The 15,998-nt window shown below is 42.1% G+C and carries 14 protein-coding genes and 1 tRNA gene; 7 read left to right on the forward strand and 8 right to left on the reverse strand.

Translation table 11 applies throughout. The annotated features are described in order from the left end of the window. Window positions 1-29: 29 nt before the first annotated feature. The 5 genes from V6259_RS10625 to V6259_RS10645 all read right to left on the reverse strand — a co-directional run bounded on the left by V6259_RS10625 (window position 30) and on the right by V6259_RS10645 (window position 5,354). Entirely contained in the window at window positions 30-290 is a 261-nt protein-coding gene (locus V6259_RS10625) for a formyltetrahydrofolate deformylase (protein ID WP_341584506.1), read from the reverse strand. A gap of 248 nt (window positions 291-538) precedes the next feature. After that, the gene (purU, locus tag V6259_RS10630; protein ID WP_133010552.1) at window positions 539-1,396 is read right to left on the reverse strand and encodes a formyltetrahydrofolate deformylase; all 858 of its coding nucleotides are present in this window, start codon (window positions 1,394-1,396) and stop codon (window positions 539-541) included. A gap of 90 nt (window positions 1,397-1,486) precedes the next feature. Further along, complete coding sequence (gene rlmKL / locus V6259_RS10635) at window positions 1,487-3,664, reverse strand: bifunctional 23S rRNA (guanine(2069)-N(7))-methyltransferase RlmK/23S rRNA (guanine(2445)-N(2))-methyltransferase RlmL (RefSeq protein WP_341584507.1); 2,178 nt, start codon at window positions 3,662-3,664, stop codon at window positions 1,487-1,489. A gap of 386 nt (window positions 3,665-4,050) precedes the next feature. Beyond that, window positions 4,051-5,091 (reverse strand): quinone-dependent dihydroorotate dehydrogenase, encoded by a 1,041-nt coding sequence (locus V6259_RS10640; protein ID WP_133010550.1) that lies wholly within the window; start codon window positions 5,089-5,091, stop codon window positions 4,051-4,053. A gap of 41 nt (window positions 5,092-5,132) precedes the next feature. Continuing rightward, complete coding sequence (locus V6259_RS10645) at window positions 5,133-5,354, reverse strand: DUF2835 family protein (protein WP_133010549.1); 222 nt, start codon at window positions 5,352-5,354, stop codon at window positions 5,133-5,135. A 129-nt stretch (window positions 5,355-5,483) separates the two neighbouring features. Here V6259_RS10645 and V6259_RS10650 point away from each other — a divergent pair, with 129 nt between their 5' ends. Genes V6259_RS10650 through V6259_RS10680 form a run of 7 tightly spaced genes read left to right on the forward strand, consistent with a single transcriptional unit; the run spans window position 5,484 to window position 13,396 of the window. Further along, window positions 5,484-6,452, forward strand: coding sequence for an AAA family ATPase (locus V6259_RS10650; RefSeq protein ID WP_133010548.1), 969 nt, complete (start codon window positions 5,484-5,486; stop codon window positions 6,450-6,452). Window positions 6,453-6,457: 5 nt separating this feature from the next. Continuing rightward, window positions 6,458-7,369, forward strand: coding sequence for a DUF58 domain-containing protein (locus tag V6259_RS10655; RefSeq protein ID WP_341584508.1), 912 nt, complete (start codon window positions 6,458-6,460; stop codon window positions 7,367-7,369). After that, entirely contained in the window at window positions 7,369-7,845 is a 477-nt protein-coding gene (locus V6259_RS10660; RefSeq protein ID WP_133010546.1) for a DUF4381 domain-containing protein, read from the forward strand. The genes V6259_RS10655 and V6259_RS10660 overlap by 1 nt, the downstream gene beginning before the upstream one ends. After that, on the forward strand, window positions 7,838-8,836 hold the full coding sequence (locus tag V6259_RS10665) for a vWA domain-containing protein (RefSeq protein WP_133010545.1): 999 nt from the start codon (window positions 7,838-7,840) through the stop codon (window positions 8,834-8,836). The genes V6259_RS10660 and V6259_RS10665 overlap by 8 nt, the downstream gene beginning before the upstream one ends. Then, window positions 8,833-10,581 carry a VWA domain-containing protein gene (locus tag V6259_RS10670; protein ID WP_341584509.1) on the forward strand — a complete coding sequence of 583 codons (1,749 nt, stop codon included), beginning with the start codon at window positions 8,833-8,835 and terminating at the stop codon, window positions 10,579-10,581. Before V6259_RS10665 ends, V6259_RS10670 begins: the two co-directional genes overlap by 4 nt. Further along, on the forward strand, window positions 10,575-12,431 hold the full coding sequence (locus V6259_RS10675; RefSeq protein WP_341584510.1) for a BatD family protein: 1,857 nt from the start codon (window positions 10,575-10,577) through the stop codon (window positions 12,429-12,431). Before V6259_RS10670 ends, V6259_RS10675 begins: the two co-directional genes overlap by 7 nt. Window positions 12,432-12,472: 41 nt before the next feature. Then, the gene (locus V6259_RS10680) at window positions 12,473-13,396 is read left to right on the forward strand and encodes a Dyp-type peroxidase (RefSeq protein ID WP_341584511.1); all 924 of its coding nucleotides are present in this window, start codon (window positions 12,473-12,475) and stop codon (window positions 13,394-13,396) included. A 211-nt stretch (window positions 13,397-13,607) separates the two neighbouring features. Here V6259_RS10680 and V6259_RS10685 read toward each other — a convergent pair whose 3' ends face one another. The 3 genes from V6259_RS10685 to V6259_RS10695 all read right to left on the reverse strand — a co-directional run bounded on the left by V6259_RS10685 (window position 13,608) and on the right by V6259_RS10695 (window position 15,875). Further along, on the reverse strand, window positions 13,608-15,440 hold the full coding sequence (locus tag V6259_RS10685) for a SurA N-terminal domain-containing protein (protein WP_341584512.1): 1,833 nt from the start codon (window positions 15,438-15,440) through the stop codon (window positions 13,608-13,610). A gap of 78 nt (window positions 15,441-15,518) precedes the next feature. Further along, a tRNA-Asp gene (locus V6259_RS10690) sits at window positions 15,519-15,595 on the reverse strand. A 7-nt stretch (window positions 15,596-15,602) separates the two neighbouring features. Further along, window positions 15,603-15,875 (reverse strand): HU family DNA-binding protein, encoded by a 273-nt coding sequence (locus V6259_RS10695; protein ID WP_133010540.1) that lies wholly within the window; start codon window positions 15,873-15,875, stop codon window positions 15,603-15,605. Window positions 15,876-15,998 lie beyond the last annotated feature (123 nt).

The raw sequence follows: 15,998 nt of genomic DNA on the forward strand, positions 1-15,998 counted from the left end.
CTTAACGATGTACTTTATAATAATGTACTTTAGTGATGAGTGACGCGGTGCTTAACAATCGATCGCATTTCTTTACGATGGTTCATAAACTCTTCACTAAGAAGGTAGTCACCCTGCTCTGTGTACTTTAAAGCACCACGACTCACCAAGGCATCTAATGTTTTAGGCAATACTTTTTGACGCTTATCACCCTTTACAAAATAAAATTGTTCATCTAACCGAACAACCTCAAACCCTGATTCTAAAAAACCGACACATAAGTTTTGAGTTGGTGTTAATTTTAGTTTCATAATGTTCCTCGCAGAGCCGTCTCTATTTAAGATGATTCTGTTTAACTATAGCCAATAATCAATAGAACAAGAAGTAAGCATACTAAAATCTACCGTTTGACTACCTTTCTTTTCAAGAAACAATTATTTATCGCTTTTCTTTTCAATAAATAGACTCAACTGCACTTAGAAAAATGAGCTTAGAAACAAAAAAGAAGGCCCTATCGCCTTCTTTTTATAAAACGCCTGTCGCTCCGTCACAAAGTAAGCTAATCAGCGAATACTATGGTTTTATTTCCATGAACCAAGACTCGATCTTCTAAGTGATAACGCAAGCCTTTGGATAAAACAAGCTTCTCAATATCTTTGCCTAGACGAACCATATCTGCCGCCGTGTGACTATGACGAACACGAATTACATCCTGCTCAATAATAGGACCTGCATCCAAATCTGCTGTCACATAATGACACGTCGCCCCGATCAACTTAACACCGCGTACCGCTGCTTGATGATAAGGCTTAGCACCAATGAAAGAAGGCAAAAAACTATGATGTATATTAATCACTTGATGACGATACTTTTCACACAAATATTCAGGGAAAATTTGCATATAGCGCGCCAAAACAATCGTATCTGCCTGAGCGTTATCAATGCAGGCTTCAATTTCTTGAAAGGCCGGCATTTTATTCTCTTTCGGTACCGTAATGCAGTGATACGGAATATTGTACCACTCCACCATAGAACGAAGTGCTTCATGATTCGCTATGACACCGACGATATCGCAATTCAACTCCCCCGTATGCCAACGATGCATAATATCGTTTAGACAATGTGATTCCTTAGTCGCCAACAACATAATCTTTGGCTTAACCTCACTGTCTTTCACATACCAGCGCATATCAAATTCTTCTGCGACAGACGCAAACTCTTGGCGAAAAGTATCGACATCCATGGATAAAGAGTCAGCGTCAATGTCATGACGCATAAAGAACCACTTAGATTCCAAATCAGTATAATGGCTGGCCTCAGCAATAGACCCTTTACGATCATTAATAAATTGAGCCACCGCGGCAACTATACCGGTACGATCTGGGCAACTAATAACAAGACGAAATGTTTTTCTCATTTTAAAAACTTATAAACCTATACAATTTAATACGTAGCACACATATTAGTTAACGTGATTCAAGCAAAATAAAACAGCCTAATTCTGTTTCTACTCAGCTACTTTCTTATGTCGAATAATCCAGCACTGATGGATTTTGGTATTACGTTCGAAATCAGGATCCATCGTTTGCTTAGTCACATTATCCACATCGAACTCAGCAACTAACGAATCATCAAGAACAAAGCGACGGTAATTATTAGAAAAAATCAACTCGCCCTTTTTCGATAATCTTGCCATAGCCAAACGCACTAGTTCACCATGATCTCTCTGAATATCCAATACTTCAGACATTTTCTTTGAATTAGAGAACGTTGGTGGGTCCATAAAAATAAAGTCAAACTTATCTTTATTAGTCCGTAACCATTCAAAACAATCAGCACGCTCTACTTTATGGTCACGAGGCGAGAACTCATTCAGCTCAATGTTACGACGCGCCCATTCAGTATACGTGTTTGACATATCAACACTGTAAGTACTTCTTGCTCCGCCTTGACCCGCATGGACTGAAGCCGTTGCCGTGTAACAAAATAGATTTAGAAAACGTTTTCCGTTAGCTCGATCCTGAATCAATCTACGAACTGGACGGTGATCTAAGAACAAGCCTGTGTCTAAGTAATCTTTAAGATTAACAATAAAATCACACCCGTACTCTCCCACAACCATTTCGTGCTGCGACTGATCAAGTTTTTCATATTGTGTTTTGCCGACTTGCTTCTGACGACGTTTCACTACCACTTTAGATTCAGCAATATTAAGGGCACTTGGAATAGCAGATACAGCATCAAATAAACGTTGTTTAGCTTTTTCAGGATCAATACTTTTTGGGGCCTGATACTCTTGCACATGCGCCCAGTCTTGGTATATATCAATAGCTACTGCGTACTCAGGCATATCAGCATCGTAAACTCGATAACATTCAATGCCTTTTTTATCAGCCCACTTTTTGAATTTCTTCATGTTCTTGTGAAGACGGTTTGCAAACATCTTCGCGCCTGGCGACATAACCGATTGCGCCACGACATCTTCTTTTACGCTGCCTGTTAATATTGGAAAGCGATAAGCACGACACTCTAATCCACCATTAATGACTCGTGTACTTTTCTCTGGACGAACTGGAATCTGTCTTGCTAACTGCTCATTACTCGTCAACATCATAAACTGCCAACCACGAACGTGATTAACAACCCACTCTCCTAGCTCACGATAAAGCGCAATCAAGGTCATTTCATCACCCAGACGCTCACCATAAGGTGGGTTACAAATTACAAGACCAGGCTTTTCACTATCAATTTCAAACTCATGCTCTTGAAATGGTGTCATGGTGACATCAATCAAATTCGTTAAGCCTGCACGCTTAATACACTCTCGTGATGCTGCTATGGCTTTTTGCTCTATATCAGTACCCTGAAAACGAATACCTAACGTAGCGGGATCTTTTTTGCGGTTTTTCGCAAAATCCATCAACTGTTGCCACAAACGGTGATCATGTTGTTTCCAGCCTTTAAAGCCCCAATATTGGCGCCCCAAACCTGGCGCCATATCTAATGACATCATCGCCGCTTCAACAAGAAAAGTACCTGAACCACACATTGGATCAATTAATTGTGTTAAACCGCAATCTCTTCCCCAACCGGCTCGCATTAGCAAACCAGCGGCAAGATTTTCTTTCAAGGGCGCCATACCACCATGTTGACGGTAACCGCGTCGATGCATACTTTCACCGGCTAGATCTATACTAACCGTCACGGCTTCACGCTTGATACGTACTGCAATACGAACATCCGGCTGCTCTTTCTCAACACTTGGACGCTCGCCAGAAAGTGCGACAAAATAGTCGGCTATCGCATCTTTCGTACGTACTGCGCCAAACTGAGTATTTCGGATATGATCGTTAGTACCATGACAGTCAATAGCAATCGTGTTTGTGGCCGTCAGATGTTTAGACCAATCAATTGATTTAACAGCATCATAAAGATCGTCTGCAGATTCAATATTAAAGTTTGCCACAGGGTACATAACACGCGTCGCAACACGAGACCAAAGGCATGCTTTGTATATGCCTTCTAAATTTGTTGAGAGCTTCACTTGGCCTTCGCCTAAACGAGTCTTCAGCAACCCTTCAGCATGCAACTCTTGCTCTAAAACATTCTCCAATCCGAGTGGACAGGTAATCTCTAAAGCATAAACCTGTTCTACTGAATCTGTTGTCTGTATATCTGTCGTCATTTTTAATTACTTTTTTTAAATTTCTGTGAATGTATTAGAGCAACGTGTTTTGGACAATTTCTCGTATCTAAACTCGTTTTAACGCTCGACATAAAACAAGATGTTCACCACCACGCCTACCGCTGTGATTACTATGCTGGAATGATTGCCTGATAAAAAGGCCATTCCATTCAACATCACGTACATCAATATAGGCTAGCTGGTTGGCGAAAAAATATGTGGCATGGACTATCTTCTATTGAAGGAACCCATAAAACATTTAGCCTGACACATTAGGTTTTTGTTTCTTTTAATTTCGGTCTTTATCGCGTCTCGCGACTATTACAAATAAGTGAAGCAGGATTAACTCCTGCCTCACTATTTTAAAAAATAATTGACTGTTTTTGTTAACGGTCCAAATCTAACTCACGGTAAAAACTATCGGTACACGCTATCGCGTCTTTTATCAGTTCAGGCCCTTTATAAATAAAGCCTGTATACAATTGTACCAATTGCGCGCCAGCTTGGAGTTTTTCAATCGCATCCTCGCCACTTGATATGCCGCCAACACCAATAATAGGTAATTCGCCTTTAAGGTGTTCCGCCAATACCCGTACCACATGAGTAGCCGCATCGCGAACGGGAGCACCACTCAAACCACCTGCTTCATTGGCATATTGATGGCCAGCAACCGCATCACGAGCCAATGTGGTATTCGTCGCAATAATACCATCCACCCCTTGAGCTAGCAGGGTATCAGACACTAATTTAATTTCATCATCAGTCATATCTGGAGCAATTTTCACCGCCAGTGGTACACGTTTACCATGCTCTGATTCGTAACGATTACGCGCTTCACACAATGGTGCTATTAATTGTGCCAGACTTTCACCGAATTGCAGACTGCGCAAGCCCGGTGTATTAGGTGAGCTAATGTTGGCTGTAATGTAATCCGCATAAGGGATCACTTCTTGCAAACAAGTAAGGTAATCGGCCGCCGCATCTTCAACCGACGTAGTCAGATTCTTACCAATGTTAACACCCAAAATACCCGGATAACGATGTGATTTTATACGAGAAACCACATGCGCTACACCTTTATTATTAAAGCCCATACGGTTAATAATGGCATTGTCTTCAGGCAAGCGAAAAAGACGAGGCTTAGGGTTACCATCTTGTCCTTTTGGCGTCACGGTTCCCACTTCAACAAAGCCAAAACCTAACGCCCCTAGCGCTTCAAAAGCATCAGCATTCTTATCCAAGCCGGCCGCTAGGCCTACTGCATTGGGAAAACGCAACCCCATCACATCAATCGGTTTTGTAGAAGGCAAACCATCAAAGAACTTCGTTATTCCTAATCGACTACTTGCCGCTAAAAGGTCTAATGATAGCTCATGAGAAACTTCAGGATCTAATTTAAAGAGTAATGAGCGAGCAAGATTATACATAGACAGGGCTCCTAACCGTGTTGAGTATGAGGCGAAGTGGATTAACGTATTTTTGTCACACCAACCAATTTATGTCTGTCATCGAATTCTACTTCAAAAATACCATTCACGCCGTGATAAGTCACAAAGCGCTGAAAAGCCGATAAAGGCAGTTGTACCTTTCGCCCATCAAGGCTACTTGCTACTACATTTTTCGCCATACCAGAGTACGTCGCTTCGTATTGAGAAGCGCTCAATATCACTTCCACTACGATTTTTGCCACTTTCCTTTCCTATGCTTACGCATCTATTACAACTAACGACTTGTATGTAAAGTTTTGAATCCGATAAGATGGTGCCTATTATATTGTGTTGACACCTTTTTTGACAGAAGTATAAGGAACTTAGGTTCGATGGAATCAGTAATTGAGAAGTTAAAAGACCATCTAAATCATGCCGTTATCGGCCAGCCCGATCTAACAAATGAATTACTGGTAGCGCTTATTGCCAACGGCCATGTTTTACTTGAAGGCCCCCCAGGCATAGCGAAAACGACAGCGGCAAAAGCGCTTGCAAGTGCGATAGACAGCCGCTTTCAACGAATTCAGTTCACTCCAGATTTATTGCCGGGGGACGTCACTGGTTCGGATATTTATCAGCAAGAAACAGGACAGTTTACTTTTGTTCCTGGCCCTATCATGAACGATATAGTGCTTGCCGATGAAATCAACCGTGCACCAGCTAAGGTTCAATCTGCGCTTTTAGAAGCCATGGGAGAAAGGCAAGTGACTGTTGGTAACCACAGTTATACGCTACCTGCTTTATTTTTTGTCATCGCAACACAAAACCCTATTGAACAAGAAGGCACCTACCCACTTCCTGAAGCGCAACTTGATCGCTTCATGATGAAAATAAATCTTGGCTACCCAAGTGCAGAAAGCGAACTGGAAGTATTACGACTGGTCAGACAACAAGATCTTCACAAAACATTTGCGAGTAAAACTCAAACTGTGTGTAGTCCAGCGGACATTCTGGCTTTGCAACAAAAAGCATTATCGCTTTATATGTCTGAATCTGTTGAGCACTATATAGTCCAATTGGTCATGGCGACACGTCACCCTGAACATTACCTTGGCGAAACAGCTAACGGCTCTAGCCTAATTGATTTTGGTGCTAGCCCACGCGGCACACTGGCACTGGATCGTTGCGCTAGAGCAAACGCACTTATTCAAGGTCGAGATTTTGTGACACCAGATGATGTTCGACAAATAGCACTTCCCGTCTTGCGTCATCGCATTATTACGTCTTTTGAAGCTCAAGCCGCTGGCCTATCAGAAGATGAATTATTAAATAGGCTCATCAGTCACGTACCAGCATTATAGATATTATGATTTCATTACTCTCCCCAGCATCACCCGAGCTTGATGATCCTGACTTTGCTTTGCTCGCACATTTTGCAAAGCATCTCGGTCGGGCATCTAAAGCTGCCCGTTTTACCGTAAAATCGGGAGAAAAACGTTCTAAAAAGAAAGGCCACGGCATGGAAATGCTCGAGTTACGCCCTTATCAAATGAGTGATGATTTAAGACACATAGACTGGCGAGTAACCGCTCGCACAGGCCATACTCACACTCGCCTTTATGCTCAAGAAAACGACCATCAACGATTGCTCTTTTTAGATCTGTCTCCCGCCGCCTATTTCAGCACCCGCTTTGCCTTTATATCGACCCGTTTCATTCAACTTGCTGGCTTGATTGCATGGCGTTCAGAACAACAAGGTGACAAGCTACTCTATAATTTACGCTTTGGTAATCAAACCGTAGAGCACCTTAATAAAAGCTCTGTTTGGAACATGTTAAATCAATTAAAAAATGCGTCAAAAGTCCAAAACAGAGAATATTTAGCGCCAAAAAATCTTGGCTGGCACGGTTCAAAAATCGCCACTAAAGCACGCAATAAAGACATTATTATTTTAACAGACAAACAACAGTGGAGTGCTGAAGAACAAATATCGCTACAACAGCTGGCTAAACACAACCAAATCCACTGGATACAAATATTTGACCACCATACCTTTGAGCTGCCTCCTGGCCAATACCAATTTGCCGATGCGGACGGAATGAAATCCGTCAAAATAACAAAGAAAAGCTCTGAGCAGGCCAAAAAGGATTTCTTCGAACAGAACAACACCATGCGTCAGCGCTTAGCTCGCATTGGGATTCGCCACCAGCTATTTGATATCAGTGAGCCCCCAGAAGGAATTGCTCGACGCTTATTAGACCAGGGAGCATTGCGCTAATGATTCCTCAAACACCACCACTAGAGCTGCCACACAAGGCTTATATGCTTCCACAAGCGGTTCCAATGTGGCCACCAGCATGGTGGACTTGGCTCGCTCTGGCTATCGTCATCCTGATAGTTATAGGGATTGTGTTACTGCTTATTAAAAGACGTCATAAACGTACCTATCGTAGAGAAGCCCTTGCATCGCTTAAACACGCAGATGACAATTTATTAGATAAAGAGCTTATTACGCTATGTCATGAGCTAATTCGGCGCTGTCTGGTCAGTGAAAACAGAATGTCACTCGCGGCTCTGCCAGTAGAGTCTTTGATCGAAAAGCTTGATGAGAAACTTCCCGCGAAACAACAGTTTCATCTTCTTAGTGACGACTTTATAAATGGCCCTTATCGTGGAAACGTTGAACTGACAGCAAAACAGAGAGAAAACATTCTCAGCATCACTCGATATTGGATAAGGAAACACCATGTTTGAATTCACTTGGCCTTGGTTTCTTTGCCTATTACCGCTTCCAATACTGATTCATTTTTTACCTAAAGTTGCGCCTAAAGGCAGTGCCTTATGGTTTCCAAACGCTGGCTACTTAGAAAAACGGCAAGAAAATCTGCCTTCTAAAAAGTCGATTAGCCTACCGCTTATTTTTCTATCACTCGCTTGGGTTTTCTTAGTTTGTGCAATCGCTCGCCCTACATGGCTTGGCGAACCTACACAGGTCACGCCTTCAGGTCGAGATCTTCTGATCGCCTTGGATTTATCTGGCAGCATGCAAATCAAAGACATGACCCTTGATGGGCATCCTGTTGATCGCCTAGATGCCGAAAAAGCGGTTTTATCCGATTTTATCAAAAAACGACGCGGCGATAGAATTGGATTGATTGTATTTGGCTCAAAAGCGTATTTACAAGCTCCGCTGAGCTTCGATACAAAAACCATAAATCAACTCGTTCAAGAAGAACAAATAGGTTTTGCAGGTGAGCAAACCGCGATTGGCGATGCCATCGGACTGGGGATCAAGCGCCTCGAAAATAAACCTTCAGACAAAAAAGTACTCATCCTAATGACAGATGGCGCCAACACAGCAGGCAGAGTGAATCCTGATCAAGCCGCTAGCTTTGCAGCCACCCAGCACTTACGCATTCATACGATTGGCATTGGTGCGGACAGCATGCAAGTCCAAGGATTCTTTGGCCCACAAACGATCAACCCTTCTAGCGACCTTGATGAGAAAATGCTAAAAAGCATCGCCCATAAAACCGGTGGCGAATATTTCAGGGCGAAAAGCACGGCTGATTTACGTCGTATTTATGCAACATTAGATAAATTAGAACCAACGCCTGCCCAAAATATTTGGCAACGCCCCATCACTAGCTACTTTCACTGGCTAGGCCTTGTCTCGATGATATTTTTAGGACTCGCCTTATTATCCAGTGGAAAATTAACTCTTAGAATGAGGAAAAAAGCATGACCTTCCTCGATATGATCCATTTTGATCGTCCCTATTGGCTACTATTCATTCCTGCGACCTGGTTAGTATTTGCTTTCATCCGCTATCAACACGCTTCGTCAACGACACTAAATAGAGCCATTGATAAAAACCTATTAGTATTTCTAGAGCATAAAGGAACACAACGAACTGCCAACAAATGGATTGGCTTACTTTGCTTTAGCCTTTGCTGGTTTGGGCTTGCTGGCATCAGTTGGACTAAAGCCGCCTCTACGATGTTTGAGTCGACCAATAAAACCGTATTAGTCGTCGATCAGTCTATGTCAATGTACGCAACAGACATTAAGCCTGACCGAGAAACTCGACTACAGCAGACAATCAGAGATATCCTGTCACAAAGTAAAGACGGCGATATCGCTCTTGTTGCCTTCGCTGGCGATGCTTATACCATCAGCCCTTTTAGCCAAGATAAAAAAACAATCACACACTTTTTACTCGCGCTAAACCCTCTCATCATGCCCGTTTATGGTAGCAATTTAACCAGCGGAATTCAGAAGGCTCTGTCTCTACTTCCAAGTAAAAAAACACCAGTACATCTGATTGTTTTAACCGATAGCCTAGACGCAAAGGACCAAAGCAAAATCCCAGATTTACTAAAAGACCATAACGTGCGCTTAGACCTTATCGCCGTTGGCACTAAAAAAGGGGGAGAAATACAACTCCCTGATGGCAGACCTCTAAAATCTAACGGTAAGGCCGTTATTCCATCCACACCAATTGACGATTTAAAAGCGCTCACCGAAAAACTAGGTGGCAACTTCTATCACGGTAGATTAGATCAAACGGATTTGAATAAAATAACAGGCCAAGCAGTCCTTCAGAACAAATCTGAGCAAGCAGACAACAAAAGCATCCACTGGATAGACCAAGGTCAATGGCTAGCACTTCCTTTTTTACTATGGCTAGCATTCCAGTTTCGTCGAGGCATGTTATTTATATTACTTATTGGCTTTTTCTCTCTACCATCTAATAAAGCCTCGGCTTCACCGCTTGACTGGTTTATGACTGCGGATCAACAGGGCCAACAAGCCGTTGATAAAGGCGATTGGAAAACAGCAGAAAAACACTTTAAACGTCCAGACTGGAAGGCAGCATCAGATTACGCTTTAGGCCATTACGACCAAGCGGCTAAAACCCTATCAACACTCAAAAGTAGTGTGGCGGATAATTACAACCTAGGTAACGCATTAGCTTTATCTGGTAAAACAGAAGACGCTATCAACGCCTATAAAAAAGCCTTAGAACTAGATCCTACATTCAAACAAGCCAAAGAAAATCTAGCCTATTTGGAAAAACAGCAACAGAAAAAAAACAAACAGCAGAAAAACCAAAAAGATCAGAATAAGAAACAACAGAACAAAGATTCATCTGATTCTAAAAACCAACAGTCTAACAAAGACTCATCTGATTCAAAAAACCAACAGTCTTCCCATAACAACCCTAAAAAAGACAATAAAACACCTGAAAAACAAGACAAAAAGCCGTCGCCCGAGGATAATAAAGAAAAAAGTAATAGCAACAAAGAAGAGCAGCAAAAAGAAGCCAAAGAAAAGCTTAATAACGAACAGAAACAAGCACTTAATCAATGGTTAAGGCAAATACAAGATAACCCTGGCACCTTATTACAACGTAAGCTCTGGTACCTTCATCAAGAAAAGCGTCACGAAAACCAATTCAGTCAAGAGGATGAACAAAACCCATGGTAACCAAGCGTCTGTTCCATTCATTATTCACCTTAGCTAAGACGCTACGTAATGCCGTCACCTTACTGATTGCCTTACTTTTAATATCGTCCTCCTTCTCTGTTTATGCCGATAGCGTTGTCGCCTCTTTAGATAAAAGTACAGTTGCTGAAAATGACGTGGTACAACTCACCCTAAGAGCAGACTTTACCAAAACAGGTAAAGGCCCAGACTTGAGCGTCCTAAAGAAAAACTTTGATATTTTAGGTCAGAGCCAAAACAGTCAATTTAGCTTCAACCTAGGTTCTAATACCGCATTAAGTTATTGGGTCATCTCATTAATGCCAAAATCGGTAGGAACAATCGAAATTCCATCCATCACTATTGGCGGCCATGAGTCTCAACCCCTAACTCTAACCGTCAAAAATGCCCCACAAATTCTTGACGGTAATGGTAACCCACCAGTAATAGTGAAAACGCAAGTAACAGAAAATGCACCTTACCTGCAGCAACAAGTCATTCTTACCGAGCAACTGCTTACCTCTGTATCCTTACAAAATGCCAACCTTTCGACTCCCTCGAACCCAGATTTAGTCATCGAGCGACTCAGTGACGATCAAATGGGCTATCAAACGATTAAGGGCACTCAATACCAGGTATTAACTCGAAAGTACCTTGTTTTCCCACAGAAAAGCGGGCTGATTAATATCGCCCCACAAACAGTTCGTGCCATGGTTAACACCGCCTCTGGTAAACGAATCATTAAGATTCAAAGCGAGCCAATCAATCTGCAAGTGCAACCTATCCCTGCGAGCTACACCAGTGACAATTGGCTTCCTAGCAAAGCGGTTAGCGTTTCAACCGACCTAACAAAAACCAGCAACACAGCAAAAGTCGGTGACACACTAATTTGGACCATCAATATCAGCGCCAAAGATTCCTTACCAGAGCAAATTCCACAAATAACATTTGAAAGCACACCAGATTACAAACTGTACCCAGAGCCCATTAAATTTAGCAGTGAAAAAACAGACGCAGGCATCACTGGACATCAGTTACTAAAAATTGAAGTCGTCCCCACTAAACCGGGCCCACTAACGCTGCCTGATGTGAATGTAACCTATTGGAATACCACATCAGAAAGTACAGAAATTGCCAATGCGAAGACGAAGACAATCAATATTGCCGCCCTACCAGCTCCCGCTCAGGCTAAACAAAATGATAAAAAGCAAACATCCAATCATGATTCTGGTAAACCAATCAGTCATTCAGCAACATCGAAGATAGACACAGCTACGCCAAAAAATGATACGGGCGCTCCTATTTCATTAGCAAAAAAAGAAAAGAAGACAGCAACAACGCTAGCTACACCAGACAAAAAACAAAAAACTAATACTAGCCCTTCTTGGCGCCTCTACCTCATTATTGCGTTAATTGTCTTATTAGCCGCCCTACTGACAGCATGGCTAATCATTTTCTTTAAGAGAAAAAGCCCCCCTATAAACGAAGAGAATATTGTACCTACGCTACAAGAATTCGCTCCATTGAGCTCAAACGATGAAACAAGCGCTTTCAAGAGTCTGGTGCAATGCTGTAAACAGGACAACCTTCCAGAACTAAGATCTCACTTACTAGAATGGTCAAGACACCGCTGGGGAGATGAGCAAATTAAAAGCGTTGATGACATTAAACGCTTAGCCTCTTCTGTTAAGCTGACTCAATTATTAATGGAAGCGGAGCTTATGCTGTATTCCAATCAATCAAGTAACCAATGGCAAGGCACTCCGCTGGCGGAAGCACTTGAGGAATACCAAAGCGGGCAGCCAAAAAAATCACAAGCTAGTCAGTTAAAAACACTGTATCCGAATTTTTAAACTGGCCTGAACAGACCCATTTTATGGAGAAAACGGCAACAATGACACACGCATATCAAACTGGTATCACCCCAGAAGCATCCAGTGATGCGCTTTTTATCACATTTAATCTAGTGCGCGACCGTGTGACGCAAGCGAAACAAGCTCTCGCGGCCTCGACCGATATTATTGATGCCATAGCAAAGCAGTTTCCTGAGGCCGAGCTGTATGCCTCAATTGGGTTAAACCATACGGTCTGGCCTCTTTTTGATGACGCCAAAAAACCCCATGACCTAGCTCCTTTCCCACATTTTAAAAACCAAGATGTTGAGGTAAAAGAAACCTCAGGCGAACTGATTTTTCACATCCGCTCAATGCGTCGAGACGCGACTTATCAATTGGCTAATGCTTTGTTCCAAGCTTTTGATCATAGCCTTGAGATAGTAGAAGAAGTGAGCTGTTTTAAATACTTGGATAATCGCGATCTCACTGGCTTTGTCGATGGTACAGAGAACCCGACAGGCAAAGACCGCCAGCAGGTCGCTTTGGTAGGCAAAGAAGACCCTGACTTTGAATATGGCTCTTACCTAAACCTAATGCGTTTTGTCCACGATTTAGAAAAATGGGAGCACCAAGACCTAAAGAGCCAAGAAGATGTGTATGGACGTACTAAATACTCCAATGAAGAATATGATTCTGCTCAAAAGTCACCCCATGCCCACACTAAACGAACCTCTTTAAAAGATAGCAACGGACAATCGCTGGAGATATTACGTCACAGCATGCCTTTTGCCTCACTCACAGAAAAAGGTCTGATGTTTGCCAGCTACAGCAAAACGGCCAATACCTTTAATCGAATGCTAGAAAGTATGGTGAAAGGTGATGAGGATGGCCATACCGACCATTTGATGAAGTTCACTACCGCACACACTGGTAACGCTTTTTTCATTCCCCCTGTGACCTGGTTAGCCGCCCTTAAAAACTAACCCATAGCCTTCAGACTCTCACCATTATCACATTAAGCCGCCCCCTTTTTCCTTTAAATCGGGTGGCTTAATTGTTTTAAATCTAACTAAACGCGATCAAAAAAACGTTAACAGAATCTAACGCCTTCACCTTCACCTCTGATAGTAAGACAAAACAAAAAAAGGCCGCTTCACAAATGAGCGGCCTTTTTAGATTTAAAAAACGGAGAGATTAAAGCGCTGTACGCTCAATATCTGCATTGTCTTCTAACAACTTCTCTTGAGCTTGAGTACTCATGTTAGCTTGCGTTTGATTCAGATAGCTTTCGTACGCTTTTTTCTGATCATCGGTCGCTTTATCAGAACCCGCTTCTACCTTATTCAAACGAATCAAAACTGAATCGCCGTTAGTAAGCGATTTAACTTCCATCACTGGTTTGTCTTTCGGATGTGGCATAGTAAAAGCTAAAGAGGTAATTTCATCTTGACCTCGTTTTGCCAGTGTCACTTTCTGCCATTTTGTATCCGTTGCTGTCTTAGCCGCATCTGCTTTTGCTTTAACCGCAGCGGCCGCTTTTTCTTGGACAACATCAGACGCTACTTCTGCTTTCGCATCGGCAAAAGGCTTAACAGCTTCATTCTTATGATCAACAAGATGCAACACAACGACTTCGCCATCGTTAATGTCTATCAGATCACTATTTTGATCATCTTTAAGAACGGTATCACTAAAAGCCGCCGCAATAACAGAAGCATTACTCGTTATAGCGCTGGAACCACCTTGACGACTAAAATAAGCACTTTGCTGAACCTTAAGGCCATATTCTTTAGCAAGCGGATCTAATTTATCACTCGCATACGCTAAATCAGTAATGTTTTCATGCGCCGTTAGCAACGCATCTTGCGCTTTGCCAGCAAGTAGCGTTTTCTTCAACTCTGCTTTTTTATCCGCAAAACTAGGCACTTTAGCTTCAGATATGGCGTCAAGTTTAATTAGGTGCAAACCAAATTTTGTTTGAACTGACTCAACCTGACCTTTCTTCATACTAAATAAAGTGTCCTCAAAAGGTTTCACCATGGATCCTTTAGCAATATAGCCTAGATCACCACCTTTGTTTTTAGAACCAATGTCATCAGAATATTCTTTAGCAAGGTCAGCAAACTTAGCACCTGCCGCTAACTTAGCTTTTATTTCAGCCAAACGAGCTTCAGCTTGTTTTTCTGTGCGATTTGAAGTGTCTATAAGGATATGAGACGCTTCACGCTCTTCTTTAGCAGATCCCGCTACAAATGCTTTATAAGCATCTTGAAGTTCAGCGTCAGTCACTTTCACTTTGCTATCAAAATCAGATGACTTAATAACAACGTAGTTAACCTTCACTTCCTCTGGCGTTTTAAAGTCACTTTGATGAGCGTCATAGTAAGCTTTTAGTTCTTTATCAGAAATACTGGTTTTCTCAGTTTCATCTGCTAACGAAAATTTTACGTAGTCATAAGAACGCTCTTGCGATTGCAATTGAGCAATACTATCCACTTGATATGGCAAAATAATTTCTGATCCAGCAATCGCATTTCTGGTTTGCTGAATAAGGATATCTTCTTTGATTCGATTTTTAAAAGCGAGCGGCGTATAGCCCAAAGAATTAATGAAGCTTAAATACTTTGTTTGATCAAATTTACCATCTGTTTTGAACTGCTCTGCTTGTAGCAAGTATGAATTCACTTGCTCATCAGAAACACCCAAACCAATCGATTTAGCTTGATTACTTAACAATGCACGTTGAATTAATTCATTAATAGCACGACTTTGCAGCACATTTTCTTGCAACAATGCAGGATCAATTTTGCCGCCCATCATAGAAATGAGCTGGCGACGCTGAGTCTCAGCTCCCTGAAGCATTTGCGCACGAGTAATATCAGTACCATCAACTTCCGCTACTTTATCGGTCGTATGAAAGCTTTTAACTAATGCATCAACGCCAAATAGAGCAAAAGTCACGACAATAAAGCCTACGATGATCTTTACTACAATGCCTTGTGACTTATCTCTTATATCTTGGAGCATTATGCCTCCCAATGAATTTATGATAATTCGTATATAAAAAAGGTGCATTCCGCTGGGAATACACCTTTTTGTATTTAATGGCGGAACAGACGGGACTCGAACCCGCGACCCCCTGCGTGACAGGCAGGTATTCTAACCAACTGAACTACTGCTCCTAATTCATTAGTTTACAGCGTCTTTAAGACCTTTACCGGCTTTAAAACCAGGAACTTTCGCTGCTTTGATTTGAATTTCCGCACCTGTTTGAGGATTACGACCAGTACGGGCCGCACGCTCTTTAACTGCAAAAGTACCAAAACCTACCAATGTTACTTGGTCACCTTTTGACAAAGCTCCTTCAATTGCTTTAAGAGTCGCATCAAGTGCATTACCAGCAGAAGCTTTAGATAGGTCAGCAGATGCCGCAATAGCATCAATCAGTTCAGATTTATTCACATTTTACCCCTTCAGTATTGTCGTTGTTCCTTAGAATTATTTTCGGTGCTGTATAAAAGCCTACCGACAAGGTCGAGCCAAAGTTATACAAGCCCTCCCTACCCCTTGTCAACACGGGGTTTG

The organism is Marinomonas sp. TI.3.20, from assembly GCF_038155025.1.
GTDB lineage: Bacteria > Pseudomonadota > Gammaproteobacteria > Pseudomonadales > Marinomonadaceae > Marinomonas > Marinomonas flavescens.

Excerpts from the sequence above, each read along its gene's own strand:
- V6259_RS10625 (WP_341584506.1), bottom strand. The coding sequence starts at position 290 with ATGAAACTAAAATTAACACCAACTCAAAACTTATGTGTCGGTTTTTTA.
- purU (WP_133010552.1), bottom strand. The coding sequence starts at position 1,396 with ATGAGAAAAACATTTCGTCTTGTTATTAGTTGCCCAGATCGTACCGGT.
- rlmKL (WP_341584507.1), bottom strand. The coding sequence starts at position 3,664 with ATGACGACAGATATACAGACAACAGATTCAGTAGAACAGGTTTATGCT.
- V6259_RS10640 (WP_133010550.1), bottom strand. The coding sequence starts at position 5,091 with ATGTATAATCTTGCTCGCTCATTACTCTTTAAATTAGATCCTGAAGTT.
- V6259_RS10650 (WP_133010548.1), top strand. The coding sequence starts at position 5,484 with ATGGAATCAGTAATTGAGAAGTTAAAAGACCATCTAAATCATGCCGTT.
- V6259_RS10655 (WP_341584508.1), top strand. The coding sequence starts at position 6,458 with ATGATTTCATTACTCTCCCCAGCATCACCCGAGCTTGATGATCCTGAC.
- V6259_RS10660 (WP_133010546.1), top strand. The coding sequence starts at position 7,369 with ATGATTCCTCAAACACCACCACTAGAGCTGCCACACAAGGCTTATATG.
- V6259_RS10665 (WP_133010545.1), top strand. The coding sequence starts at position 7,838 with ATGTTTGAATTCACTTGGCCTTGGTTTCTTTGCCTATTACCGCTTCCA.
- V6259_RS10670 (WP_341584509.1), top strand. The coding sequence starts at position 8,833 with ATGACCTTCCTCGATATGATCCATTTTGATCGTCCCTATTGGCTACTA.
- V6259_RS10675 (WP_341584510.1), top strand. The coding sequence starts at position 10,575 with ATGGTAACCAAGCGTCTGTTCCATTCATTATTCACCTTAGCTAAGACG.
- V6259_RS10680 (WP_341584511.1), top strand. The coding sequence starts at position 12,473 with ATGACACACGCATATCAAACTGGTATCACCCCAGAAGCATCCAGTGAT.
- V6259_RS10685 (WP_341584512.1), bottom strand. The coding sequence starts at position 15,440 with ATGCTCCAAGATATAAGAGATAAGTCACAAGGCATTGTAGTAAAGATC.